Origin of the sequence: Pseudomonas sp. MF6394, assembly GCF_002018845.1 — a bacterium.
Taxonomy (GTDB): Bacteria; Pseudomonadota; Gammaproteobacteria; order Pseudomonadales; family Pseudomonadaceae; genus Aquipseudomonas; species Aquipseudomonas lactis.
The window spans coordinates 1-24,429 of sequence record NZ_MVOJ01000054.1 but is presented as its reverse complement, the minus strand read 5'-3'; the positions used below and the strand labels follow the sequence as shown (position 1 = coordinate 24,429).

Sequence of the window (24,429 nt, the reverse complement as noted above, 5' to 3'; positions counted from 1 at the left end):
TACCCCACCACTCGGCACCTCGCTTAGGCTCGGTGTGCCCGTAATCCGCCAGTGATTTGGGGGGCCGCCGCCACGCGCCATCCATGGCGCGGGGCGGCTAAACCGGCATCCCTGCCGGTTTACCCCCCAAATCCCTGTCGAATTCCGGCCAGCGTGGTTTAACGGGGCGCCTAAGATCAAAAGCAGATCAAGAGCGGCTCGCTTCGCATCGTGGAGTGTGTGGCCGGGCGCGGTCGACTGTGGGAGCTGGCTTGCCTGCGAAGGTATCGACTCGGTGTACCTGAATCACCGAGTTGACTGGATCGCAGGCAAGCCAGCTCCCACATTCAGACCGTATTGCCAGCCAAAGCCGGCGGTTGTTCAGCCGCGCTCGGGCTGGAAACGCACCACAAAACCGTTGAGGTTCTGCTGGCGACCCAGCAAGTCGCGCAGGCGATCTGCCTCGGCACGCTCGATCAGCGGCCCGACAAACACACGGTTCTTGCCGTCGGCGCTGCGGATATAAGCGTTATACCCCTGGGCACGCAGCTTTTTCTGCAGGGCGTCAGCACTTTCGCGATTGGCCAGGCTGGCCAGTTGGATCGACCAACTGACCGGCAAGCCATTAGGGTCGATGCGGCTCTGGCCCACATCCGGCTTGCCCGGTGCCGCAGGCTGCGGCGCTACCGGTTTGGGCGCTGGCGCAGGTGCGGCCGGCTTGGCAGCAACGGCCGGTGCCGGGGTCGGCTTGACCACCGGGACACTTGGCTGCACCGGCATCGAAGGCGCCTCTTGCGCGGCGACCTCCTCATCGGTGGGCACAGGCTCTTGCGGCAACGCCTGGGGTTCAGGCACCACCACCGGCTCGATCTGAACCTGCGGCACCACCGGTGCCTGGGGCGCAGCGGGGGCTTCAACCACCACTTGGCGCTGTTCGTCTTGACGGGAAAACAGCATCGGCAGAAAGATTACCGCCAACGCCACCAGCACCAGGGCCCCGACCATTCGCTGCTTGTATGCGCTATCCAGTAATGCCATGTGCAGCTTCCTCCGTGGAGCGCCGGGCCAGCCATTCAAGCGCCTCGGCAACACAATAAAATGATCCGAACAACAGGATTTCGTCCTCGGCTGTCGCTACTGCGCACTGCGCCTCCAGGGCGGCAGTGACGCTTGCATACGACGTCACCGGCGCGCCAAGGTTCTGCAAGGCCGTTTCCAACTCAACCGCAGGACGGCTGCGCGGCGTATCCAGCGGCGCAACGGCCCACGACTGGACGTTGGCCAGCAGTGGCGCAACCACGCCGTCCAGGTCCTTGTCGACCAATAACCCGAACACCGCCAGGCGATTGCCCGCCAGTGGGGTACGCGCCAGACGCTGCGCCAGGTACTGCGCAGCATGGGGGTTATGGCCTACATCCAACATCAGGCTCAGGCGTTTGCCTTGCCAGTCGAAGGTTCGGCGATCCAGGCGGCCCACCACTTTGGTTGCCAGCAAGGTCGCGGCAATCTGCGCGGCATCCCACGGCAGGTCCAGCAACAGATAGGCTTGCAGCGCGAGCGCGGCGTTTTCCATCGGCAGGTTCAGCAACGGTAAATCAAGCAGCTCGACCCGTTGGCCACGTGCATCCTGCCCACGCCATTGCCAATGGGTCTCGCCGATATCCAGAGTGAATTCGCGACCGCGCAGGTAGAACGGGCAATTGAGCTCACGCGCCTTGTCGAGCAAGGGTTGCGGCGGATCCAGGTCACCACACAGCGCCGGACGGCCCTGGCGGAAGATCCCGGCCTTTTCAAAAGACACCGATTCGCGGGTATTGCCCAGGTAATCGGCATGATCGACACCAATGCTGGTTACCAGGGCCAGGTCGGCATCCACCACGTTGACAGTATCCAGGCGCCCGCCGAGGCCGACTTCCAGCACGACCACATCCAGTTGCGCACGCTCGAACAGCCAGAACGCCGCCAGGGTGCCCATCTCGAAATAGGTCAGGGAAGTGTCGCCACGCCCGGCCTCCAGCGCAGCAAAGGCTTCGCACAGCTGGGCATCAGTGGCTTCTACGCCATTGAGTTGCACCCGCTCGTTGTAGCGCAGCAGGTGCGGCGAGCTGTACACGCCGACTTTGAGGCCCTGGGCCTGCAACAGCGCGGCGACAAAGGCACAGGTGGAGCCTTTGCCGTTGGTGCCGGTGACCGTGATCACACGCGGTGCTGGCTGGCCCAACCCGAGGCGGGCCGCTACCTGTTGCGAGCGCTCCAGGCCCATGTCGATGGCGGACGGATGCAACTGCTCAAGGTAGGCGAGCCATTCGCCCAGGGTTCGTTGGGTCATAGGTTTGCAGGCACCGGCGGCACGACGATCGGCTCGACCTTAGGCGCAATGTACACAGGCGTCGGCAGGCCCATCATTTGCGCAAGCAGGCTGCCCAGGCGCGGGCGCAGTTCGCCACGCGGGATGATCAGGTCGATCGCACCGTGCTCCAGCAGGAACTCGCTGCGCTGGAAGCCTTCCGGCAGTTTTTCCCGCACGGTCTGCTCGATCACGCGTGGGCCGGCAAAGCCGATCAGCGCTTTAGGCTCGCCAACGATCACATCGCCCAACATTGCCAGGCTGGCGGATACGCCGCCGTAGACCGGGTCGGTCAGCACGGAGATGAACGGGATGCCTTCTTCACGCAGACGCGCCAGTACCGCCGAGGTCTTGGCCATTTGCATCAGGGAAATCAGGGCTTCCTGCATACGCGCACCACCGGAGGCGGCGAAGCAGATCATCGGGCAACGGTTTTCCAGGGCATAGTTGGCAGCGCGAACAAAGCGCTCACCGACGATGGCGCCCATGGAGCCGCCCATGAAGGAGAATTCGAAGGCCGAGACCACCACTGGCATGCCCAGCAGCTTGCCGCTGACCGAAATCAGCGCGTCTTTCTCGCCGGTCTGCTTCTGCGCGCCGACCAGACGGTCCTTGTACTTCTTGCTGTCGCGGAACTTGAGACGGTCAACCGGCTCCAGGTCGGCGCCCAGCTCATTACGGCCGTCGGCATCCAGGAAGATGTCGATACGGGCGCGTGCGCCAATACGCATGTGGTGGTTGCACTTGGGGCAAACGTCCAGGGTCTTTTCCAGCTCGGGGCGATACAGCACCGCGTCGCAGGATGGGCATTTGTGCCACAGACCTTCAGGAACCGAGCTTTTCTTCACCTCGGAACGCATGATCGAAGGGATCAGTTTGTCTACTAACCAGTTGCTCATGCTTTCTTTTCTCCAGTACCGGTGGCTTGAACACAGCCCCGCGTATGCCCTTGAGCTAAATTCATATGTGGCGATGACACAGGCGGGACGGGGTCAGACGTTGGACCTGCCATTTCCCGCCCGTATCCTCAGCCTTCCAGACAACCTGCCAGCGCAGGGTTGCCACTTCGTTTCCGGGCCACCCACAGGCGGCGCCGGGCTGTTTTACACAGTGGTAGTTATGGACGGCGGCAGACTGCCAGCCGTCACATCCCACCCCTGCTGTTGCGCACGGCCTGCATGAACGCGCGAATCTTGCTCGGGTCCTTGATGCCCTTACCCTGCTCCACCCCACCGCTGACGTCCACAGCATAGGGCCGGACCTGTTCGATGGCCGCCTGGACATTCCCCGGGGTGAGCCCACCCGCGAGGATAACTGGCTTGCTCAACCCCTCGGGAATCAGCGACCAGTCGAACGCCTCGCCCGTACCACCGGGTACGCCTTCGACGTAAGTATCCAGCAGAATCCCGCGAGCACCGGAATAGGCGGCGCAGGCTGCGGCGATATCGTCCCCGGCCTTGACCCGCAATGCCTTGATGTACGGGCGCTGATAGCTTTCGCATTCCTCTGGCGATTCGTCGCCGTGAAACTGCAACATATCCAGCGCCACCGCATCCAGGGTTTCGTTGAGCTCGCAGCGGCTGGCGTTGACGAACAACCCCACGGTGGTCACGAAGGGCGGCAACGCAGCGATGATCGCCCGCGCCTGCAGCACATTCACCGCCCGTGGGCTCTTGGCATAAAACACCAGGCCAATGGCATCCGCCCCCGCTTCGACTGCCGCCAGCGCGTCTTCTATGCGGGTAATCCCGCAAATCTTGCTGCGAACGGCTGACATGTCGTAGGAACCTCAGGGTTGGACCGAGAAAGTCCCGGATGGTAACAAAAGCTTTTCCGGGCGTCAGCCGCCAAGTTCGCTGAAACCGGTGAGGAAGTGCGGCCCGATATAGCGTTCCGGCAGTTCGAACTCGTCGCGGTACTCCACATCCACCAGATACAGGCCGAACGGATGCGCCGTGACCCCGCCAGTGCGGCGGATGCGGCTTTCCAGCACTTCCTTGGCCCACTCCACCGGGCGCTCACCGGTGCCGATGGTCATCAGCACCCCAGCGATATTGCGCACCATATGATGCAGGAAGGCCCCGGCACGGATATCCAGCACGATCATCTTGCCGTGCCGCGTCACCCGCAGGTGGTGGACTTCCTTGATCGGCGACTTGGCCTGGCACTGCCCGGCACGGAAGGCGCTGAAGTCATGCACCCCCACCAGATGCTGCGCGGCTTCGGCCATGCGCTCGGCATCCAGCGGGCGGTGGTTCCAGGTGATTTCTTCATTGAGGTGCGCCGGGCGGATCTGATCGTTGTAGATCACGTAGCGGTAACGCCGGGCGATGGCCTTGAAACGTGCGTGGAAATGCGCCGGCATGACCTTGGCCCAGCTGACACTGACGTCATGGGGCAAATTGATATTAGCCCCCATCACCCACGCCTTCATCGAACGCTCGGCCTGGGTGTCAAAGTGCACCACTTGGCCACACGCGTGTACGCCAGCGTCGGTACGCCCGGCACACATCAGCGACACCGGCGAGTCGGCGACTCTGGACAGGGCGTTTTCCAGGGTTTCCTGCACCGTCAGCACCCCGGAGGCCTGACGCTGCCAGCCGCGATAGCGCGAGCCTTTGTATTCCACGCCCAGGGCGATGCGGTAAAAGCCTGCGGCCGCCATTTCGGCAGCCGCGTTATCTATATTTGCCAAGAACTGTGAGCCTGATGAGTTGCGCAAAGGCGGGCATTATAGGGCGTCAGGGTGCATGAGTGGACTTTAAATGTGGGAGCGGGCTTGCTCGCGAATGCGCCGTATCATCCAGCACATCAGCAGCTGAACCACCGCATTCGCGAGCACGCCGGCTCCCACATTTTTCTGCGTCGGCCGTTAGATTCGGCCGAGCATTTCCTTGGCTTCGCCACGCTGGCCTTCGTCGCCTTCGGTCAGCACTTCGGACAGGATGTCGCGCGCGCCGTCAGGATCGCCCATGTCGATGTACGCCTGGGCCAGGTCAAGCTTGGTGGCCACTTCATTGGTGCCGGAGAGGAAATCGAACTCTGGCTCATCCTCAGCGCCCAGCGCGGCATCTTCAGCCGTGAAGGAAGGCCCGATCGGCGGATGTTCCAGGCTCTGGGACAAGCGATCCAGCTCAGCATTGACGTCGTCCAGCTCCGAAGCGAAGGCATCGGGCTTGGCCGCAGGCGCGTTCGGCTCGTCCGCCAGCGACAGGTCAAAGTCTTCCGGCAGGTCGAATTCGTCCAGCGCAGCCGGCGTCAGGGTCGGCGGCTCTACCGGCGGTGCATCCTTGATCTGCCCTTCAAGGCCTGACAGGAAGTCGTCATCCGATTGCGACGCGGGCGGGTCCAACTGCAGGTCCAGGTCAAAGTCCGACAGGTCCGGCGCATCGGCCTTGGGCTCGGTCTGTTGTTTGAGCAGCGATTCAAAGGTTTGCTGGTCTTGCGCGATTTCGGCCGGTGAGGCGGCTTCCAGGTCATCCAGGCTCAGGTCGAAATCGGTGTCGAAGGTATCTGCCTGCGGGGTCGGGGCCGGCTTGTCGTCGAGCAGGTCCTTGACGTATTGCGCATCCAGGGCCGCAGCAGCCACTGCGGCACTGACACCCGCCGCCAACACGGCCATGGCCGGGAAGCGCGCCTTGAGCTGCTCGACCTGGGCATGGTTCTCACCGTTGGCCACCAACTGGCGCTCCTGGGTGACGAACCCGTCCTTGTTGTTCTGCAGGCCATAGACTTCCATCAGCTTCAAACGCAGGTCGCTGCGCTTGGGCTCGCGCTTGATGGCTTGTTCAAGCACATCCGCCGCCTGGTTCAGGTGGCCACGGTCGATATGGGACTGGGCCTGGGCCAGGGCGTCGCTGGAATTTTCCTGAGCCACGGCAACCGCCAACGGCGCCAGCACGGAAGCGACCGTCGGCACTACAGCCGGCTCAGCCACCGGCGCAGGTGCTGGCGGCGTTGCGGTGTCGAGCTTGACGCTCGGCGGCGGCACTTCAAGGCCCTCGAAGCTGTCAGGCGGCAGGTCTTGATCGATATTGGAAACGAACCCAGGCTCTTCGGCCAACGCCCGCGCCATGCGCAGGTGTTTTTCTTCTTCGCGACGAGCATTGCGATGGCGGGCCCACAGCAGCAGAAGCAGCAACACCACCAACAGGGCCGCACCGCCAAGAATGCCGAGCACAATCGGGTTGGTCAGCAGGTCGTTGAACTTGCCTTCAGTGCTGGCCGGCGCGGCAGCTGGCTTAACCGGCTCAGGCGCTGGCGCGGGTGTTGCAGCGGGAGCCGCAGGCTCAGCTGCAGGTTCACCCGGCAACTGCGCGGGCATCGTGGCGGTCTGTGGTTCACCCGTTTGCGCCTGCAAACGAGCCAACTGGTCATTCTTCAGTTGGATCAGCTTTTGCAGCTTGTCCAACTGGCTTTGCAAGTCGGCGGCACGGCTTTTCAGTTCTTCGTTGTCGCGCCGCGTGGTGTCGAGCTCTTCTTGGGTCATCGCCAGCTTGTCGCTCAGGGCGCGGCTGTCACCGACGGTGCCCTTCGCGCCTTTTTTGGCGGCCTGTGCCGACACCAGGCTCAAGTTGTCCTTGGCCTGGGTGCTCGACGGCGCATTGCCGGCCTGGGTGCGTTTGGTCGCATCCAACTGCGGCTTGCCGGCCACTTGGCTCTGAGGGCCACGGCGGCCCTGGCGCCAGGCGGCGTTCTGCGCGCTCACTTCGGCAATCGCTTGCGGCTGCGCCAGGGCGGTGCTTTGCGTAGCGTCCGGCAGGCGCAGGACCTGGCCGGTTTTCAGGCGGTTGATGTTGCCGTCAAGAAAGGCATCCGGGTTAAGCGCCTGAATGGCCAGCATCGTTTGCTGGACCGAGGCGCCATTGCGGTTCTTTGCGGCAATTTCCCACAAGGTGTCGTGGGACGTGGTGGTGTGCTGGGCAGGCGCGCTGGCGGCAGGTGCGGTACTGGCTGGCGCGGTGCTGGCCGGCGCGCTCGCCGTCGGGGCCGGCTGGTCGAACTTGGCCGGGTCGAGCAGCACGCTGTAGTCACGCATCAAACGGCCATTGGGCCATTGCACCTGCATGAGGAAGCGCACATAGGAATCGGGCAGCGGCTTGCTGGAAGTCACGCGCACCACGCTGCGACCTTCGGGGTTGATCACCGGGGTGAACGTCAGGTCATCGAGGAACGCCTGGCGATCGACACCCGCGTCCACGAAGGCCTGGGCAGACGCCAGGCTGGGGGTGATCTCGGACGCCGTGAGGCCGCCCACATCGCGCAATTCGATTTCCACGGACAGCGGCTGGTTCAACTTCGACTTGAGGGTCATCTCCCCAAGTTGCAGCGCCTGCGCCATACCGGAGGACAGCGCCGAGGCGGCCGCTATTGCTAACACCAGTTTGCGAACTTGAACCATAGCCTCATCCTTTGTTTGAACGCTTCCCGCCCTGCGAGAAGGTTGGTAACCGCTGCCATTAGGCATGGCGAGCCGATAGGTCACCGACGCGCTTGTGTTTCACTTGGGACCAAGCATAGCGCCTGGTTAGAATCAATCTACAAATTGCCGCCAAGTATCTTTTACACAAGGCCTTTTATCAACAACTGCGCCAGCTCCACGGCGTTCAAGGCCGAGCCTTTGCGTACGTTATCTGACGTCAGCCAAAGATTTAGTTCCGCCGGGTCGTCGATACCTGCGCGAACTCGCCCTACGTACACTACGTCTTGGCCAACGGCATCGCCTACGGCCGTGGGGTAATCGCCCTCCTCGACCAGCTCGATGCCCGGCGCAGCCTCGAGGGCGCGGTTCACTGCGGCCAAGTCGACCGGCCCTGCCAGTTGCAGCGACACAGTCAGGCTATCGCCGAAAAACACTGGGGCTTGAACGCAGGTGGCGGAAATCTTTAGTAAAGGTGTTTCCAGCACGGCGCGCAGTTCGTGTACGAGACGTTTCTCCAGGGCGGTATGACCTTGGGCATCCGGCGTGCCGACTTGCGCCAGCAGGTTAAACGCCACTTGCCGATCGAAGAACGCCGGCTCCAACGGGCGCACGTTCAACAGTTCGGCGGTCTGGCGCGCCAACTCGCTGACGGCCTCGCGGCCCTGGGCAGAGATTGCCAGGTTGGCGGTGACGCTGACGCGCTGGATGTCCACCACACCACGCAAGGGCGCAAGCACTACCGCAAGGTAGGTGGCACAGGGGCTCGGGCTGCCGAGCTGGAAAGGCTTTTTCAACCCGTCCAGCACATGGGCGTTGGCCTGCGGCACCACTTGCGGGGCCTGCTCGGCGGGCAATGCGCCAGACAAGTCGATCACCGCGCAGCCAGCGGCGGTGGCACGCGGGGCGAAACTCAGGGTCACCGCTGGGCCTGCGGCGAAGAACGCCAACTGCACCTTGCTGAAGTCAAACGTGTCGACTTCTTTGACCCGCACGTTCTTGCCCCGAAACGGCACCGAAGCCCCCGCCGAGTTGCTGCCCGCCAGCAGGTACAAGGTGCCCACCGGGAACTCCAGCTCTTCGAGAATCTGCACCAGGGTTTCGCCAACGGTACCGGTGGCGCCGATCACGGCGATTTCAAAGGTCTGGGTCATGGGATTGCCTCGGGCATTACGGGGGAGCGGCACTTTACCGGGTGGTGGCAAGTGAGGCAATTGGGCTGCTTTTTGCGGTGTGGTTGAGGGCCTCATCGCAGGCAAGCCAGCTCCCACATTTTGATCTGTGAATACAGTCAAATGTGGGAGCTGGCTTGCCTGCGATGAGGGCTTCAAAGGCAACAAAAAACCCGCGCCTGTCACCAGAACGCGGGTTTCTGTTATTGCCTCAAGCGATCAACGCTCCAGCAAAATCCGCAACATGCGACGCAACGGCTCAGCCGCGCCCCACAGCAGTTGGTCGCCGACGGTGAACGCGCCGAGGAACTGGCTGCCCATGTTCAGCTTGCGCAGACGGCCCACCGGTACATTCAGGGTGCCGGTGACCTTGGTCGGGCTCAGCTCCTGCATGCTGATATCACGGTTGTTCGGCACCAGCTTGACCCAAGGATTGTGCTGGCTGATCAGCCCTTCGATATCGGCGATCGGCACGTCTTTGTTCAGCTTGATGGTCAGCGCCTGGCTGTGGCAACGCATGGCGCCAATGCGCACGCAGATGCCATCCACCGGGATCGGGTTCTTGAAGCGACCCAGGATCTTGTTGGTTTCGGCCTGGGCCTTCCACTCCTCGCGGCTCTGGCCGTTAGGCAGTTCCTTGTCGATCCACGGGATCAAGCTACCGGCCAATGGCACGCCAAAGTTCTCGGTCGGGTAAGCGTCGCTGCGCATGGCCTCGGCCACACGGCGGTCGATGTCGAGGATCGCGCTGGCCGGGTCAGCCAGTTGATCGGCGACAGCGGCGTGGGTCGCGCCCATCTGCTTGATCAGTTCACGCATGTTCTGCGCGCCGGCGCCGGAGGCCGCCTGATAAGTCATGGCGCTCATCCACTCCACCAGGCCGGCTTCGAACAGGCCGCCCAGGCCCATCAGCATCAGGCTGACGGTGCAGTTGCCGCCCACGTAGTTCTTGGTGCCGGCGTCCAATTGCTGGTCGATGACCTTGCGGTTGACCGGGTCGAGGATGATCACTGCGTCGTCCTGCATGCGCAGGCTCGAGGCGGCGTCGATCCAGTAACCCTGCCAGCCGGCTTCGCGCAGCTTGGGGAAGACTTCGCTGGTGTAGTCGCCACCCTGGCAGGTCAGGATCACGTCGAGGCTCTTCAACTCTTCAATGCTGTAGGCATCCTTGAGCGGGGCAATATCCTTGCCCACGGACGGCCCTTGGCCACCTACGTTCGAAGTGGTGAAAAACACCGGCTCAATAAGATCGAAATCCTGCTCTTCCAGCATCCGCTGCATGAGCACGGAACCGACCATACCGCGCCAACCGATCAGACCTACACGTTTCATCGCAACTACACCTTGTTAAAAAGTGGGCCGCCTTGCAGCAACAACTGCAAGCGGGCCCGAGAGATTACAGATTCCGCAGCGCGGCGACTACTGCGTCGCCCATTTCTTGCGTCCCGACCTTGGTGCAACCCTGGGACCAGATGTCGCCGGTGCGCAAGCCCTGATCCAGCACCAGGCTGACGGCCTTCTCGATGGCGTCCGCGGCATCGCTCAGGTTGAAGCTGTAACGCAGCATCATCGACACCGACAAAATGGTCGCCAACGGGTTGGCAATGCCCTGCCCCGCGATGTCTGGCGCCGAACCGTGGCACGGCTCGTACATGCCTTTGTTGTTGGTATCCAGGGATGCCGACGGCAGCATGCCGATGGAACCAGTGAGCATCGACGCCTGGTCGGACAGAATGTCGCCGAACAGGTTGTCGGTGACGATCACGTCGAACTGCTTGGGTGCGCGCACCAGTTGCATGGCGGCGTTGTCGACGTACATGTGGCTCAGTTCGACGTCCGGGTAGTCCTTGGCGACTTCTTCGACGATTTCACGCCACAGTTGGCTGGAGGCCAGCACGTTGGCTTTATCCACCGAGCAGACTTTTTTGCCGCGCACGCGCGCCATGTCGAAACCGACACGGGCGATACGGCGGATTTCGCTCTCGCTGTACGGCAGCGTGTCGTAGGCCTGGCGTTCGCCATTGTCCAACTCGCGCACGCCCCGTGGCGAGCCGAAGTAGATACCGCCGGTCAGCTCGCGCACGATGAGGATATCCAGGCCCGCCACCACTTCTGGCTTGAGGCTCGACGCGTCAGCCAGTTGCGGGTAGAGGATGGCCGGGCGCAGGTTGCCGAACAGGCCCAGTTGCGCACGAATTTTCAGCAGGCCGCGCTCAGGGCGGATATCACGCTCGATCTTGTCCCATTTCGGCCCACCCACGGCGCCGAGCAGCACGGCATCGGCAGCGCGGGCGCGGTCCAGGGTCTCGTCGGCCAGGGGCACGCCGTGCTTGTCGATGGCCGCGCCGCCGATCACGTCGTGGCTCAGTTCGAAGCCCAGGCTGTACTTGCTGTTGGCAAGCTCAAGGACCTTGACCGCTTCGGCCATGATTTCCGGACCAATACCGTCGCCAGGGAGAATCAGAATCTGCTTGCTCATGCGTTCCTCATTTCATCAAGCGACCCGCCCGTGGGCAGGTCGGGAAAAATCAATCAGCGTTCGGCGAAGACCACCAGCACATCGGTGCTGAAGGTGCCGTCGGCTTGAATTTCGTAATAATCGCGCACTTCCTGACCCATCGCCTTTTGCAGCTCAAGGATTGCTGCACGCAGTACCTCTGGCGTGCGCATGCGCTCAACCCACGAGGTGTATTCCAGGCGCAAACGCTGGCGGCTGCTGTTGCGTACGTGCAGGCCGGCCTCACTCAACTGGCGCATCCACTCGGCGCCCGAGTAATCACGCACGTGGCTGGTGTCGCGCAGCACTTCGACGGGTTGCAGGTAAGTGTCCAACAGTGGGCTGCCCGGTGACAAGACATCCACAAATGCCGCCACGCCGCCCGGCTTGAGCACCCGGCGCACTTCACGCAGGGCCAGGCCGAGGTCGCTCCAGTGATGGGCCGAGTAACGGCTGAACACGAAGTCGAATTCGCCATCGGCGAAGGGCAGGCGCTCAGCGGCGCCGTGCACGGTGCGGATGTTGGCCAGGTTGCGGTCTTTGGCGGCGGCGGCCACCACGTCGAGCATAGGCTGGGACAGGTCGTAGGCCACCACCTCTTTGACCAAAGGCGCCACGTGGAAGCTGACATGACCGGCACCGCAGCCCAGGTCCAGCAGGCGTGCAGCGCCCTGCCCGGCCAGTTCGGCTTGCAGCACGGCGAATTCGGTGCCCTGGGCGTGTACGGCGCTGCTCAGGTAGGCCGAGGCTTGCTCGCCGAATTGTTTTTGCACGACTTGGGCGTGGGCGGTGGTGGTCATGGTGGCTTTCCTTGAGAGTTGTGTTGCTTGTGCTGCCGCCTTCGCGAGCAAGCCCGCTCCCACATTCGACCGAGTTTCTTCAGTTGAAATGCAATCAAATGTGGGAGCGGGCTTGCTCGCGAAGGGGCCAGCGCGGCCTACATAACGTCAGGCATCGCGAAACAACCAGGGCTGGCTCGCCCGGTGCCTGGTTTCAAACGCGGCAATCGCATCACCGTCCTGCAAGGTCAGGCCGATGTCGTCCAGGCCGTTGATCAGGCAGTGCTTGCGGAAGGCATCCACCTCAAAGTGGTACACCTTGCCATCCGGGCGGGTCACGGTTTGCGCGGCCAGGTCGACCGTCAACTGGTAGCCGACATTGGCTTCCACTTGCTGGAACAACTCGTCTACTTCAGCGTCGCTCAAGATGATCGGCAATAAGCCGTTCTTGAAGCTGTTGTTGAAGAAGATATCGGCGTAGCTCGGCGCGATGATGCTGCGAAAGCCGTACTCTTCCAGGGCCCAAGGCGCGTGCTCGCGGCTGGAACCGCAGCCGAAGTTTTCCCGGGCCAGCAACACGCTGGCGCCCTGGTAGCGCTCGGCGTTGAGCACGAAGTCCTTGTTCAGCGGGCGCTTGGAGTTGTCCTGGTAGGCGTAGCCCACGTCCAGGTAGCGCCACTCGTCGAACAGGTTAGGGCCGAAACCGGTGCGCTTGATCGACTTCAAGAATTGCTTGGGGATGATCTGGTCGGTGTCCACATTGGCACGGTCCAACGGCGCTACAAGGCCTGTGTGTTGGGTAAAAGCTCTCATCGGGTTTTCCTCAGATCAATTCGCGAACGTCGATGAAACGACCGTTGACGGCAGCGGCGGCGGCCATGGCTGGGCTCACCAGGTGGGTACGCCCACCCGCGCCTTGGCGCCCTTCGAAGTTACGGTTGGAGGTCGACGCGCAATGCTCGCCCGACTCCAGGCGGTCCGGGTTCATCGCCAGGCACATCGAGCAGCCCGGCTCACGCCATTCAAAACCGGCTTCGAGGAAGATCTTGTCCAGGCCTTCGGCTTCCGCCTGGGCTTTAACCAGCCCGGAACCTGGTACCACAATGGCTTGCTTGATGGTCGAGGCCACCTTGCGGCCCTTGGCGATCACCGCCGCGGCGCGCAGGTCTTCGATCCGCGAGTTGGTGCAGGAGCCGATAAATACGCGGTCCAACTGGATGTCGGTGATCGCCTGGTTGGCGGTCAACCCCATGTATTTCAAGGCGCGCTCGATGGAGCCGCGCTTGACCAGGTCGGCCTCTTTGGCCGGGTCCGGCACGTTCTGGTCAACGGCCAACACCATTTCCGGCGAAGTGCCCCAGCTGACTTGCGGCTTGATCTGCGCAGCGTCGAGTTCGACCACGGTGTCGAACACCGCATCGGCGTCGGAGACCAGGTCTTTCCAGGCTTCGACGGCGGCGTCCCAATCGGCGCCTTGCGGCGCGAACGGGCGACCCTTGACGTATTCGACGGTCTTTTCGTCCGCCGCCACCATGCCCACGCGGGCACCGGCTTCGATGGACATGTTGCAGATGGTCATGCGGCCTTCGATGGACAGGTCGCGGATTGCACTGCCGGCGAACTCGATGGCATGGCCGTTACCACCGGCGGTGCCGATCTTGCCGATCACGGCGAGCACGATGTCTTTGGCGGTCACGCCAAACGGCAATTGGCCTTCGACGCGTACCAACATGTTCTTCATTTTCTTGGCCACCAGGCACTGGGTGGCGAACACATGTTCCACCTCGGAAGTGCCGATGCCATGGGCCAGGGCGCCGAACGCACCATGGGTGGAGGTATGGGAGTCACCGCAGACCACGGTCATGCCCGGCAAGGTTGCACCCTGCTCCGGGCCGATGACATGGACGATGCCTTGGCGCACGTCGTTCATCTTGAATTCGGTGATGCCGTACTCGTCGCAATAGTCGTCGAGGGTCTGCACCTGCAACCGCGAGACCTGGTCGGCAATGGCTTCGATGCCGCCCTTGCGCTCAGGGGTGGTTGGCACGTTGTGGTCCGGCGTGGCGATGATGGAGTCTACGCGCCAAGGCTTGCGCCCGGCCAGTCGCAGGCCTTCGAACGCTTGGGGCGAGGTCACTTCATGGATGATGTGACGGTCGATATAGATCAACGACGATCCATCATCGCGACGTTTCACTTCGTGGGAATCCCAAAGCTTGTCGTAAAGCGTTTTGCCGGCCATCAGTCGGTCCTCATCAGCGGTGCTTCTATACGCCGGGCTTTTCAATAACCCTTTGGCTTGTGAGGCTGATGGTATGGCGCTACATTAAATAACTCAAATTCATATTTTTTATGCTTTGGATTACCAACTGGAATAGCACCATGGACCTGGCCAACCTCAACGCCTTTATCGCCATCGCCGAAACCGGCAGTTTCTCCGGTGCCGGTGAACGCCTGCACCTGACCCAGCCGGCCATCAGCAAGCGCATCGCCGGCCTGGAACAACAATTGAAGGTACGGCTGTTCGACCGCCTGGGCCGCGAAGTCGGTTTGACCGAGGCCGGACGGGCCTTGCTGCCCCGCGCTTATCAAATCCTCAACGTGCTGGACGACACCCGCCGCGCCCTCACCAACCTCACCGGCGAGGTCAGCGGGCGCCTGACCCTGGCCACCAGCCACCATATCGGCCTGCACCGCCTGCCACCGGTCCTGCGCACTTTCACGCGGCAATACCCGAATGTGGCGCTGGATATTCAGTTTCTGGATTCAGAAGTGGCCTACGAAGAAATCCTCCACGGCCGTGCGGAAGTCGCGGTGATCACCCTGGCGCCAGAGCCCCACAACCTGGTGCAAGCTACCCGCGTGTGGGACGACCCGCTGGATTTTGTGGTGGCGCCCGAACACAGCCTGATCAGCAACGGCTCCGTCAGCCTGGCCGATATCGCCGGGCATCCGGCGGTATTTCCCGGCGGCAACACCTTTACCCACCATATTGTCAGCCGCCTGTTCGAGGCCCAGGGCCTCACACCTAATATTGCGATGAGCACTAACTACCTGGAAACCATCAAGATGATGGTCTCCATCGGCCTGGCCTGGAGCGTGTTGCCGCGCACCATGCTCGATGATCAGGTGGCAAGTATCGCTTTGCCGGGCATACAGCTCAGTCGCCAGCTAGGCTATATCGTGCACACCGAAAGGACGCTGTCGAACGCTGCGCGGGCTTTCATGAGCCTGTTGGATGCACAGGTCGATCTGCCAGGGTTACCGGCATGACACTGTGTGGGCCAGGGGTTTAGGTCAAACCGCGCGGTTTTCTCAATGAGCCAAGGCCCTTTGATAATGCGCAACCCCGTTGACCCGGTTCCACCCCTGCCCCGCATCTACGCCCTGGACCCTCAAGCGGCGGAACAAAGCTGGGACAGCGCCCCGCAACTGCTGACGGCCCTCAATGCCGCGCGACTGGGTGCCTGGTCCTGGGAAATCGACACGGGAAGAATCAGCTGGTCGCGGGGTACCCAGGCGTTATTCGGCTTTGACCCGCGCCAGCCTCTGCCCAAGGACCTCGACTACCTCGACCTGCTGGCCCCGCAAGACAGTGCGCGGGTGGTGCGCGGCTTTCATGCGGTGCTCGCCGGAGAGCCGCTCGACCGCGCCATGCACCACCGCATCCAATGGCCCGATGGCAGCCAGCACTGGCTGGAAATCAGCGGCAGCCTGGTTCCCGACAAAGCCGGACGGCGGCGCATGATCGGGGTGATCCGCGAGATCACCCACCAACGCGACCGTGAACACGCCCTCAGCCATTCGGAAAAGCGCTTTGCCACCCTGTTCCACCTGTGCCCGAACATGGTACTGCTGACGCGTCAGGCTGACGGTTTGATCAGCGAAGCCAACCAGTATTTCGAGATGCTGTTCGGTTGGCCGGTGGCCGATGCCATCGGCCGCACCACCCTGGAACTGGGCTTGTGGCGCCACCCGGAACAGCGTGCGCTGCTGGTCAAGGCCACGCAGCGCAAGGGGGAACCCATCACCATGGAAGTGCAGTTCTGCGCCAGCAACGGCCAGATCCATGACGGCACCCTCAGCGCGCAAAAGGTCGAACTGGACGGCGAGGCGTACCTGATCAGCACGTTCCTGGACACCACCGAACGCAAAAACGCCGAGCAAGCACTCAAGGACAGCCAGGAGCGCCTGGACCTGGCCCTGGATTCCGCGCAACTGGGCACCTGGGATTGGCACATCCCCAGCGGCATGCTTTACGGCTCAGCGCGTGCCGCCCAGCTGCATGGGCTGGAGCCCGCGCCGTTCCATGAGTCTTTCGAGGCATTTTTTGAAGGCATGTCCGATGAGGACCGCGAGGGCATGCGCCATGCGTACCGCAGCTTGCGCGAAGGCCCGGACGGCAACTATCAGCTGACCTATCGCGTGCAAATGGAAGACGGCAGCCCGCGCTACCTGGAGAGCCGCGCACGCCTGTATCGCGATGAATCAGGCAAGCCCCTGCGCATGGCCGGCACCTTGCTGGACATCACCGACCAGGTCGAGCGCGAGCAACGGCTGACCGCCTCGGAAGAGAAGTTCGCCAGCCTGTTCCAGGCCAGCCCCGACCCGATCTGCGTCACCTGCCTGGAGAGCGGCGCGTTTATCGAGATCAACCCGGCGTTTACCCAGACGTTTGGCTTTACAGCCGCCGAAGTGCTCGACAAAAGCGCCGAACAAATCGGCCTGTGGGACGACTCCAGCAAGCGCCTGCAGCGCATCGAGCAGGTGATACGCGAACAGGCCCTGAGCAATGTGGCGATCGTGGTGCATCACAAGGACGGCCAAAGCCTGACCTGCATGATTTCCAGCCGCTTGATCAAGGTCAGCGACCAGCCATGCATCGTCACCACGCTGCGCGATATCACCCAACAGCAGCGCTCGGAAGCCGCACTCAAGGCCAGCGAAGAGAAGTTCGCCAAGGCGTTCCACTCCAGCCCCGATGCGATCTCCATCACCGAGCGCGACACCGGCCGCTATGTAGAGGTCAACGACGGCTTTTGCCGCCTGACCGGTTACCGCACCGAAGAGACCATCGGCCTGACCCTGTACCAGATCGGCATCTGGGCCGACGAGAACCAGCGCGCCGCACTGTTGGCCGAGTTACAGATCAAGGGGCGCATTCACCACCTGGAAATGCTCTGGCGCAACAAGCGTGGCGAGGTGCTGGCGGTGGAGGTCTCGGTAGAGCCGATCACCCTGAATGAAACCCCCTGCCTGCTGCTGACCGCGCGGGATGTGAGCCTATTGAAGAACGCCCAGGCGCAGATCCGTCACCTGGCCTATCACGACCCGCTGACCAACCTGCCGAACCGCGCACTGCTGATGGACCGTCTGAGCCAGCAGATCGCCCTGCTCAAGCGCCACAACTTGCGCGGCGCCCTGCTGTTTCTGGACCTGGATCACTTCAAGCACATCAACGACTCCCTCGGTCATCCCGTTGGCGACACCGTGCTGAAAATCGTCACCGCCCGCCTGGAAGCCAGCGTGCGCATGGAGGACACCGTGGCGCGCCTGGGCGGCGATGAGTTTGTGGTATTGCTCAGCGGCCTGGAGGGCACCCGCCAGACGGTCAGCAGCCAGGTGCAAGCGCTGGCCGATACCCTGCGCGAATTGCTTTCGGAACCGATGTTTCTCGACGGCCATCGGCTGCAGGTCACGCCGAGCATCGGCGTAGCGCTGATCCCCGACCACGGCACCACCCCTGCCGATCTGCTCAAGCGCGCCGACATCGCCCTGTACCGCGCCAAGGACTCCGGACGCAACACCACGCAGATGTTCCACAACAGCATGCAAAAAACCGCCAGCGAACGCCTGCGCATGGAGACCGACTTGCGCCTGGCCTTGTCCCGCGGCGAATTCAGCGTGCACTACCAGCCCCAGGTGGATGCGCGCGGCAACAGGATAATCGGCGCCGAGGCCCTGGTGCGCTGGCAGCATCCACAATTGGGCGCGCAGTCACCGACGGAATTCATCAAGGTATTGGAAGACAGCGGCCTGATCCTGGAGGTCGGCACCTGGATTCTCGATGAAGCCTGTGGCGCCTTTGCCCAGTTGATTGCCGACGGCTTGGTGGACCCGCTCAATTTCAGCCTGTGCGTGAACATCAGTCCCCGGCAGTTTCGCCAGAACGACTTTGTGGAACGGGTGGAGCACAGCCTCAAGCAACACGGTTTGCCGTTCAGCCTGCTGAAACTGGAAATTACCGAAGGCATCGTGATCCAGAACCTGGACGACACGGTGGTGAAGATGCGCCGCCTGAAAAAACTCGGCGTGAGCTTTGCGATGGATGATTTCGGTACCGGCTATTCATCCCTGACCTACCTCAAGCGCCTGCCGGTAGACGCGCTGAAGATTGATCAGTCGTTCGTGCGCGATGCGACCCACGACCCCAATGATGCGGAAATCATCCGCGCCATTGTGGCCATGGCCCGCAGCTTGAACCTGGAAGTCATCGCCGAGGGGGTGGAAACCCTGGAGCAGTTGGCGTTCCTGCAAAAGCTGGGCTGCCATTTATTCCAGGGGTATTTGCACAGCCGACCGTTGCCGATCGAGGGGTTCAGGCGGCTGCTGGATGCGGCATGCCCAGCAGGCGGCTGACTTGGCCCAAGTCCGTCTCGCGGCGCAGGGCCGTGAACAACTCTACTGCCTCCGGGTAGTTACGCGTGAGCATCGCCAGCCACTGCTTCAAGCGGCCGGGCGCCTGCTTTTCGGTCAGTTGCGCCACCGACTGGCGCCAGAACTCCTGAAGCATGGGCTGCATCTGCGCCCAAGTCATCTCGACCACCTCTTCGCCGGCTTTGGCGGCAACAATTTGCCGTGCCAGATCGGGCCGCGCTACCAGGCCACGGCCCAGCATGATGTCTTCGGCACCGCTGATTTCGCGGCAGCGCTTCCAGTCTTCGACGCTCCAGATATCGCCATTGGCAAACACCGGCACCTTGACCACGTCCTGCACCCGCGGGATCCACTCCCAATGGGCCGGCGGCTTGTAGCCATCGGCCTTGGTGCGCGCATGCACCACGATATGCGCCGCGCCGCCCTCGGCCAAGGCCGTGGCGCACACCAATGCGCCATCCGGGCTGTCGAAGCCCAGGCGCATCTTGGCGGTCACGGGAATATGGGCGGGTACGGCGCGGCGCACATGCTCGACGATCTGGTTGAGCAGCTCCGGCTCCTTGAGCAGCACCGCGCCACCTCGGGATTTATTCACGGTCTTGGCCGGGCAACCGAAGTTCAGGTCGATGACCTCAGAGCCCAGCTCACAGGCCAGGGCGGCATTTTCCGCCAGGCACACCGGATCGGAGCCGAGCAACTGCACCCGCAACGGCACACCGGCCGCCGTGTGGGCACCGTGCAGCAGTTCAGGCGCGAGCTTGTGGAAATAGGCAGGCGTGAGCAGGCGGTCGTTGACCCGGATAAATTCGGTCACGCACCAGTCGATACCGCCCACGTGGGTCAACACGTCCCGCAGGATGTTGTCGACCAACCCCTCCATGGGCGCCAAAGCAATTTGCATGGAAAACACTCAACAAAAATCGTGGCGCAGTTTACTGGGTTTCCAGCGGCAACCGTTAACCCCCTGTCAGGGCGGGGCCGTAACCGTCAATAAACTCGGCGGGCATGCGCTTGGGCTTGCCGCTGGACAACTCAATGCACACGAAGGTTGTTTGCGCACGCAGTAGGGTCGCGCCGTCGCGGGGGCGTACCAGCTGGAAACGACGGGTCATTTTCAACCGCTGGTCCCAATCGACGATCCAGGTGGCCAGTTGTAACTCATCGCCCTCATAGCCTGCCGCCAAGTAGTCGATTTCATGGCGCACCACGGCCATGGCGCGGTCCAGGCGGCGGTATTCAGTGAGGTCCAGCCCCAGGCGCTGGGAGTGGCGCCAGGCGCAACGCTCCAGCCACGAGACATACACCGCATTATTGGCGTGTCCCAGGCCGTCGATGTCTTCAGCCGCAACCTGCAGATCGATGATGAACGGCGTTGCCAAATCCCAGCCCATGCCTTGCTCCAGTCGATTGATGTCGGCGGGGCAGTGTATCAGGCGCTCTGGCGCTCCTGTAGACGGCAGCCGGCCAATAGGGCGAGTACAGCGTCGATCACCTGCGGGTCGGCGAGCACTTTCTGGTGGCCGCCCTGCTCCAGGCGCAGCAGGCGGCTGTCGAACCAGGCTTCGTGAATGGCTTGAGCCGCCCTGACCGGAACGAAGGTGTCGTCTTCGGCGTGGACGATCAGGCCGGGAATGTTCATTTGGTAGTGGGCCACGTCCAGATGTTTGAGCGGCATACCCATGCTCAACTCTACTTCTTGGATAAAGGCTGAGCGCGCCCGTGGCGGCAAGCCGACCATGTGGGTGAACCCGCGCAACACATCCAGAAAGCGCGACGGCGCGGCAATGCTGACCAATGCCTGTGTACGCAACCCCAACTGCACCGCCAGCATCGCACTGGCGCCGCCCATGGAGTGGCCGACCACCGCGTACAGCGGCGGCAGCTCGGCCGCCGCCTCAAGCATGGCGCGGGCAAACAGCAGCACATGGGCCTCACGCCCTGGCGAACGGCCGTGGGCGGGACCGTCCAGGGCAATTACCGAATAGCCGTTGTCGACCAACGCTGTGATCAAACTGGCGAACTGAGTGGGCCGGCCTTCCCAGCCATGCATCAGCAGCACCGCCGGGCCATGCCCCCATCGCAACGCCGACAGGCCGAAACGCAGCGTGATGCGCTCCGATTGCGCCAACAACGGCAGCTCCCAGTCACGCGGCGGCAGATCGCGCGGGGTCATGAAGGTGCGACGCATCTTGCTGGCGACCGCATGCGGCGCAAGGCGCCCCACCGTGCCATTGAAACCACGAACCCAGGTCAATGCGCCCATCGTGCTTTCCCTCTTTCAGCGTACCGCCGACTTGGCCGCACGTATCACCCGATCCGATAACTCGCCCGGCCCCAGCGCCCGCGCCAGGGTCAGTCCACCCACCATCAAGGCCATGTCCGCCAGGGCCTTGTCGATCTCTTCGGGGCTGCCGGCCAATTGCGCGGCCATCAACTCGACGTGTTCGTTCAAGACCTCGCGAAAAGCGTCCGGCAAGCGCCCCATCTCCCCCACTGTCGCGGGCAACGGGCAGGCCTGGGTCGTGGAGTCGCGGTGCTTGCGTGACAGATAAAATGCGGCGACCAGCGTGCGGCGCTCTTCGCCGGTCAGCTGCTCGTCCAAGTCATCGATAGAGGCGCGGCGCTGCGCCAGTAACTGGTTGAACGCTTCCAACATCAACGCGTCTTTGCTTTCAAAGTGCGCGTAGAAGCCTCCGACCGTCAGCCCCGCCGCCCCCATCACTTCGCCCACACTGGGCTCAGCCGGGCCACGCTGGATCAATGCCGCGCTGGCAGCCTGCAAAATACGTTCGCGGGTTTGCGCTTTTTTATCGCTCATCGAAGCCTCCGTCTTTCATGGGTTGAATATTATTACCATAATAATATTTGGCAAGCGACAAGCACGACCGCCGGTCAGTACAGAAAAATGGGAATAAAGGAGGGAATTGGCCAAACGCCAGACAAACAAAAGGGCCATTCAATAATTGAATGACCCTTAAAAATCCCGCAGAGCGGGTAATCGTGGCGTCCCCTAGGGGACTCGAACCCCTGTTACCGCCGTGAAAGGGCGGTGTCCTAGGCCACTAGACGAAGGGGACACAAACCTTCTATACAACTGATCAGCGCTGAGAACTGATCGATTCAAGGACGGTGTGGCCGGAACCTTGAACCTGTAAAATTGGTGGAGCTAAACGGGATCGAACCGTTGACCTCTTGCATGCCATGCAAGCGCTCTCCCAGCTGAGCTATAGCCCCGGATTTTTCGTCTCGCGACGCAGCAGACCTTTCGAGCTGCTTGTTGAAACTGGCGTCCCCTAGGGGACTCGAACCCCTGTTACCGCCGTGAAAGGGCGGTGTCCTAGGCCACTAGACGAAGGGGACAAAACCTTCTGTACATCTGATCAGAGCTGAGACCTGATCAATTCAAGGACGGTGTGGCCGGAACCTTGAACCTGTAAATTGGTGGAGCTAAACGGGATCGAACCGTTGACCTCTTGCATGCCATGCAAGCGCTCTCCCAGCTGAGCTATAGCCCCTCATCGGTGAGGACGGGGCGAATCTTAATGGCGGTTTGGAAACGTGTCAAATTTATTTTCAACAATTTCCAAAATTTTTTGCCGGGATAACAATCACTTACCGACGAAACCCCGGAAAACCGGGGTTTCGTGCCGCAAGCGGCCTGCTTAAGCGATAGCGCCCAGCAGCTTTTCCCATTCCTTGTTTTCTTTCTTCGATACACCACCAAGCAAATCAAGGGCTTGGCGCAGGCGGAAACGGGTCAGGTCCGGGCCGAGGATTTCCATCGCATCAAGCACCGACACCGAACTGGCCTGCCCGGTGATTGCGGCAAACATCAGCGGCATGGCGTCACGCAGCTTGAGCTCCAGGGATTCGACCACCGCCTGGATGGTCGCGGTGATCGCATCCTTCTCCCACTGACGCAGGCTTTCAAGCGTCCACAGGATCAACTGCATCAGTTGGCGAACCTGGTCACCGGAAAGCTTTTTGGACTCGAACAGCTTGGGATCGGGATTCACGCCACCGGCAAAGAAGAAACTGGCCAAGGGTGCGACCTGGCTGAAGGTCTCTACCCTGCCCTGCACCAGCGGCGCGATCTTCATCATGTACTCGGGGTTCAACGCCCACTGCTGCACACGACTGGCGAACTCTTGCACCGGCAGGTCACGCAGCCACTGGCCGTTGAGCCACGAGAGTTTCTCGATATCGAAGATCGGCCCGCCGAGGGAGACGCGGGACAGGTCGAAGTTGTCGACCATTTCCTGCAGCGAGAACTTCTCGCGCTCATCCGGCATCGACCAGCCCATGCGGCCCAGGTAGTTGAGCATCGCCTCGGGCATGAAGCCCATGCGCTCGTAGAACGTCACCGACGTAGGGTTCTTGCGCTTGGACAGCTTGCTCTTGTCCGGGTTACGCAGCAGCGGCATGTAGCACAGTTGCGGTTGCTCCCAGCCGAAGTATTCGTACAGCAGAATGAGTTTCGGTGCCGATGGCAGCCACTCTTCGCCACGCAGCACATGGGTGATGCCCATCAGGTGGTCATCGACCACGTTGGCCAGGAAGTACGTCGGCAAGCCGTCGGTCTTCATCAGCACCTGCATGTCCATGCGGTCCCACGGGATCTCGACGTCACCGCGCAGCATGTCCGGCACCACGCACACGCCTTCGCTTGGCACCTTCATACGGATGACGTGGGGCTCACCGGCCGCCAGGCGCGCAGCCACTTCCTCCTTGGACAACAGCAACGCACGGCCATCGTAGCGCGGGGTCTCGCCACGGGCCTGTTGCTCGGCGCGCATCTGGTCCAGCTCTTCGGCGGTGCAGAAGCACGGGAAGGCATGGCCCATATCGACCAGTTGCTGGGTGTACTGCTTGTAGATGTCGCTGCGCTCGCTCTGGCGATACGGGCCGTGAGGGCCGCCCACGTCCGGGCCTTCAGCCCAGGTAATGCCCAACCAGCGCAGGGCATCGAAAATCTGCTGTTCGGACTCACGGGTGGAGCGCAGTTGATCGGTGTCTTCGATCCGCAGGATGAACTCACCGCCATGCTGCTTGGCAAAGCAGTAGTTGAACAGGGCGATGTAAGCAGTACCGACGTGGGGATCCCCAGTGGGCGATGGCGCAATGCGCGTGCGGACGGTGGTCATGGCAGGTCTCGAATGGGCGATATAACTGAAAATTGAAACAAGGGGCGAATGGTAACAGCCTGGGTGATTTCTGGAAAACCGAGGCGCGGCCATCGCAGGTAAGCCAGCTCCCACATTTTGAACGCATTCACAGATCAATGTGGGAGCCGGTTGCCCGCGATGAGCATAGGTATCTACACAACTTTGGGGATGACGCCGAACCTGTGGCGAGGGAGCTTGCTCCCGTGGCGGCCTGACAGCCGACGCTTATCTACCTGACACGCCGCAGTCCGAATGTGGGAGCTGGCTTGCCTGCGAAGACGGCCTGACAGTCAACACAGTTGGACCGGGTACATATCCGTTATTTAGGTAACGGCCACTTAGGGTTCCGCCCTGACGGCGGCTCACTTTTGAAAAGCGCAAAAGTAAGCAAAACGCTCTTGCCCCACCACTCGG

Annotated in this window: 19 protein-coding genes and 4 tRNA genes; 2 read left to right on the top strand and 21 right to left on the bottom strand. The window is 62.0% G+C overall.

The genetic code is table 11. From position 1 onward, the window contains the following. Positions 1-360 precede the first annotated feature (360 nt). The 12 genes from MF6394_RS31720 to leuC form a co-directional block, all read right to left on the bottom strand. The gene (locus tag MF6394_RS31720) at positions 361-1,017 is read right to left on the bottom strand and encodes an SPOR domain-containing protein (protein WP_032896150.1); all 657 of its coding nucleotides are present in this window, start codon (positions 1,015-1,017) and stop codon (positions 361-363) included. Continuing rightward, complete coding sequence (folC, locus tag MF6394_RS31715) at positions 1,001-2,308, bottom strand: bifunctional tetrahydrofolate synthase/dihydrofolate synthase (RefSeq protein ID WP_047711402.1); 1,308 nt, start codon at positions 2,306-2,308, stop codon at positions 1,001-1,003. The genes MF6394_RS31720 and folC overlap by 17 nt, the downstream gene beginning before the upstream one ends. Further along, entirely contained in the window at positions 2,305-3,225 is a 921-nt protein-coding gene (gene accD, locus MF6394_RS31710) for an acetyl-CoA carboxylase, carboxyltransferase subunit beta (protein ID WP_003192545.1), read from the bottom strand. The genes folC and accD overlap by 4 nt, the downstream gene beginning before the upstream one ends. A gap of 245 nt (positions 3,226-3,470) precedes the next feature. Beyond that, positions 3,471-4,103, bottom strand: a complete 633-nt coding sequence (locus MF6394_RS31705; protein WP_047711403.1) for a phosphoribosylanthranilate isomerase — start codon at positions 4,101-4,103, stop codon at positions 3,471-3,473. Positions 4,104-4,166: 63 nt separating this feature from the next. Further along, positions 4,167-4,991: a tRNA pseudouridine(38-40) synthase TruA gene (gene truA / locus MF6394_RS31700; RefSeq protein WP_078468228.1), complete on the bottom strand. Its 825-nt coding sequence runs from the start codon at positions 4,989-4,991 to the stop codon at positions 4,167-4,169. A gap of 207 nt (positions 4,992-5,198) precedes the next feature. Continuing rightward, positions 5,199-7,727: a FimV/HubP family polar landmark protein gene (locus MF6394_RS31695; protein ID WP_078468227.1), complete on the bottom strand. Its 2,529-nt coding sequence runs from the start codon at positions 7,725-7,727 to the stop codon at positions 5,199-5,201. Positions 7,728-7,888: 161 nt separating this feature from the next. Then, the gene (locus MF6394_RS31690; protein WP_078468226.1) at positions 7,889-8,899 is read right to left on the bottom strand and encodes an aspartate-semialdehyde dehydrogenase; all 1,011 of its coding nucleotides are present in this window, start codon (positions 8,897-8,899) and stop codon (positions 7,889-7,891) included. Between the two features lie 237 nt (positions 8,900-9,136). Continuing rightward, positions 9,137-10,249, bottom strand: coding sequence for an aspartate-semialdehyde dehydrogenase (asd, locus tag MF6394_RS31685; protein ID WP_003192554.1), 1,113 nt, complete (start codon positions 10,247-10,249; stop codon positions 9,137-9,139). A 64-nt stretch (positions 10,250-10,313) separates the two neighbouring features. Further along, the gene (gene leuB / locus MF6394_RS31680; RefSeq protein WP_044274704.1) at positions 10,314-11,396 is read right to left on the bottom strand and encodes a 3-isopropylmalate dehydrogenase; all 1,083 of its coding nucleotides are present in this window, start codon (positions 11,394-11,396) and stop codon (positions 10,314-10,316) included. 53 nt (positions 11,397-11,449) lie between these two features. Next, entirely contained in the window at positions 11,450-12,214 is a 765-nt protein-coding gene (locus MF6394_RS31675; protein WP_078468225.1) for a class I SAM-dependent methyltransferase, read from the bottom strand. A 147-nt stretch (positions 12,215-12,361) separates the two neighbouring features. Beyond that, positions 12,362-13,006, bottom strand: coding sequence for a 3-isopropylmalate dehydratase small subunit (gene leuD, locus MF6394_RS31670; protein WP_014719160.1), 645 nt, complete (start codon positions 13,004-13,006; stop codon positions 12,362-12,364). Positions 13,007-13,016: 10 nt separating this feature from the next. Further along, positions 13,017-14,435 carry a 3-isopropylmalate dehydratase large subunit gene (gene leuC, locus MF6394_RS31665; RefSeq protein ID WP_003192562.1) on the bottom strand — a complete coding sequence of 473 codons (1,419 nt, stop codon included), beginning with the start codon at positions 14,433-14,435 and terminating at the stop codon, positions 13,017-13,019. 140 nt (positions 14,436-14,575) lie between these two features. Between leuC and MF6394_RS31660 the strand changes: the two genes are divergently transcribed. Both MF6394_RS31660 and MF6394_RS31655 read left to right on the top strand, forming a co-directional pair. Further along, positions 14,576-15,466: a LysR family transcriptional regulator gene (locus MF6394_RS31660; RefSeq protein WP_003192564.1), complete on the top strand. Its 891-nt coding sequence runs from the start codon at positions 14,576-14,578 to the stop codon at positions 15,464-15,466. A 66-nt stretch (positions 15,467-15,532) separates the two neighbouring features. Further along, positions 15,533-18,832: an EAL domain-containing protein gene (locus MF6394_RS31655; protein ID WP_078468224.1), complete on the top strand. Its 3,300-nt coding sequence runs from the start codon at positions 15,533-15,535 to the stop codon at positions 18,830-18,832. Here MF6394_RS31655 and MF6394_RS31650 read toward each other — a convergent pair. The 9 genes from MF6394_RS31650 to gltX form a co-directional block, all read right to left on the bottom strand. Further along, the gene (locus MF6394_RS31650) at positions 18,792-19,751 is read right to left on the bottom strand and encodes a tRNA dihydrouridine synthase (RefSeq protein ID WP_034134162.1); all 960 of its coding nucleotides are present in this window, start codon (positions 19,749-19,751) and stop codon (positions 18,792-18,794) included. The two genes, MF6394_RS31655 and MF6394_RS31650, sit on opposite strands and share 41 nt — an antisense overlap. 55 nt (positions 19,752-19,806) lie before the next feature. Continuing rightward, on the bottom strand, positions 19,807-20,241 hold the full coding sequence (locus MF6394_RS31645) for an acyl-CoA thioesterase (RefSeq protein ID WP_003192568.1): 435 nt from the start codon (positions 20,239-20,241) through the stop codon (positions 19,807-19,809). Positions 20,242-20,279: 38 nt separating this feature from the next. Beyond that, the gene (locus MF6394_RS31640; protein WP_044274707.1) at positions 20,280-21,113 is read right to left on the bottom strand and encodes an alpha/beta hydrolase; all 834 of its coding nucleotides are present in this window, start codon (positions 21,111-21,113) and stop codon (positions 20,280-20,282) included. A 15-nt stretch (positions 21,114-21,128) separates the two neighbouring features. Continuing rightward, entirely contained in the window at positions 21,129-21,668 is a 540-nt protein-coding gene (locus MF6394_RS31635; RefSeq protein WP_003192571.1) for a TetR/AcrR family transcriptional regulator, read from the bottom strand. 183 nt (positions 21,669-21,851) lie between these two features. Continuing rightward, a tRNA-Glu gene (locus MF6394_RS31630) sits at positions 21,852-21,927 on the bottom strand. A gap of 81 nt (positions 21,928-22,008) precedes the next feature. After that, positions 22,009-22,084 (bottom strand) — tRNA-Ala (locus tag MF6394_RS31625). Positions 22,085-22,134: 50 nt separating this feature from the next. Beyond that, positions 22,135-22,210, bottom strand: a tRNA-Glu gene (locus MF6394_RS31620). 79 nt (positions 22,211-22,289) lie between these two features. Further along, a tRNA-Ala gene (locus tag MF6394_RS31615) sits at positions 22,290-22,365 on the bottom strand. Between the two features lie 147 nt (positions 22,366-22,512). Further along, positions 22,513-23,994, bottom strand: a complete 1,482-nt coding sequence (gene gltX / locus MF6394_RS31610; protein ID WP_078468223.1) for a glutamate--tRNA ligase — start codon at positions 23,992-23,994, stop codon at positions 22,513-22,515. Between the last annotated feature and the right edge of the window lie 435 nt (positions 23,995-24,429).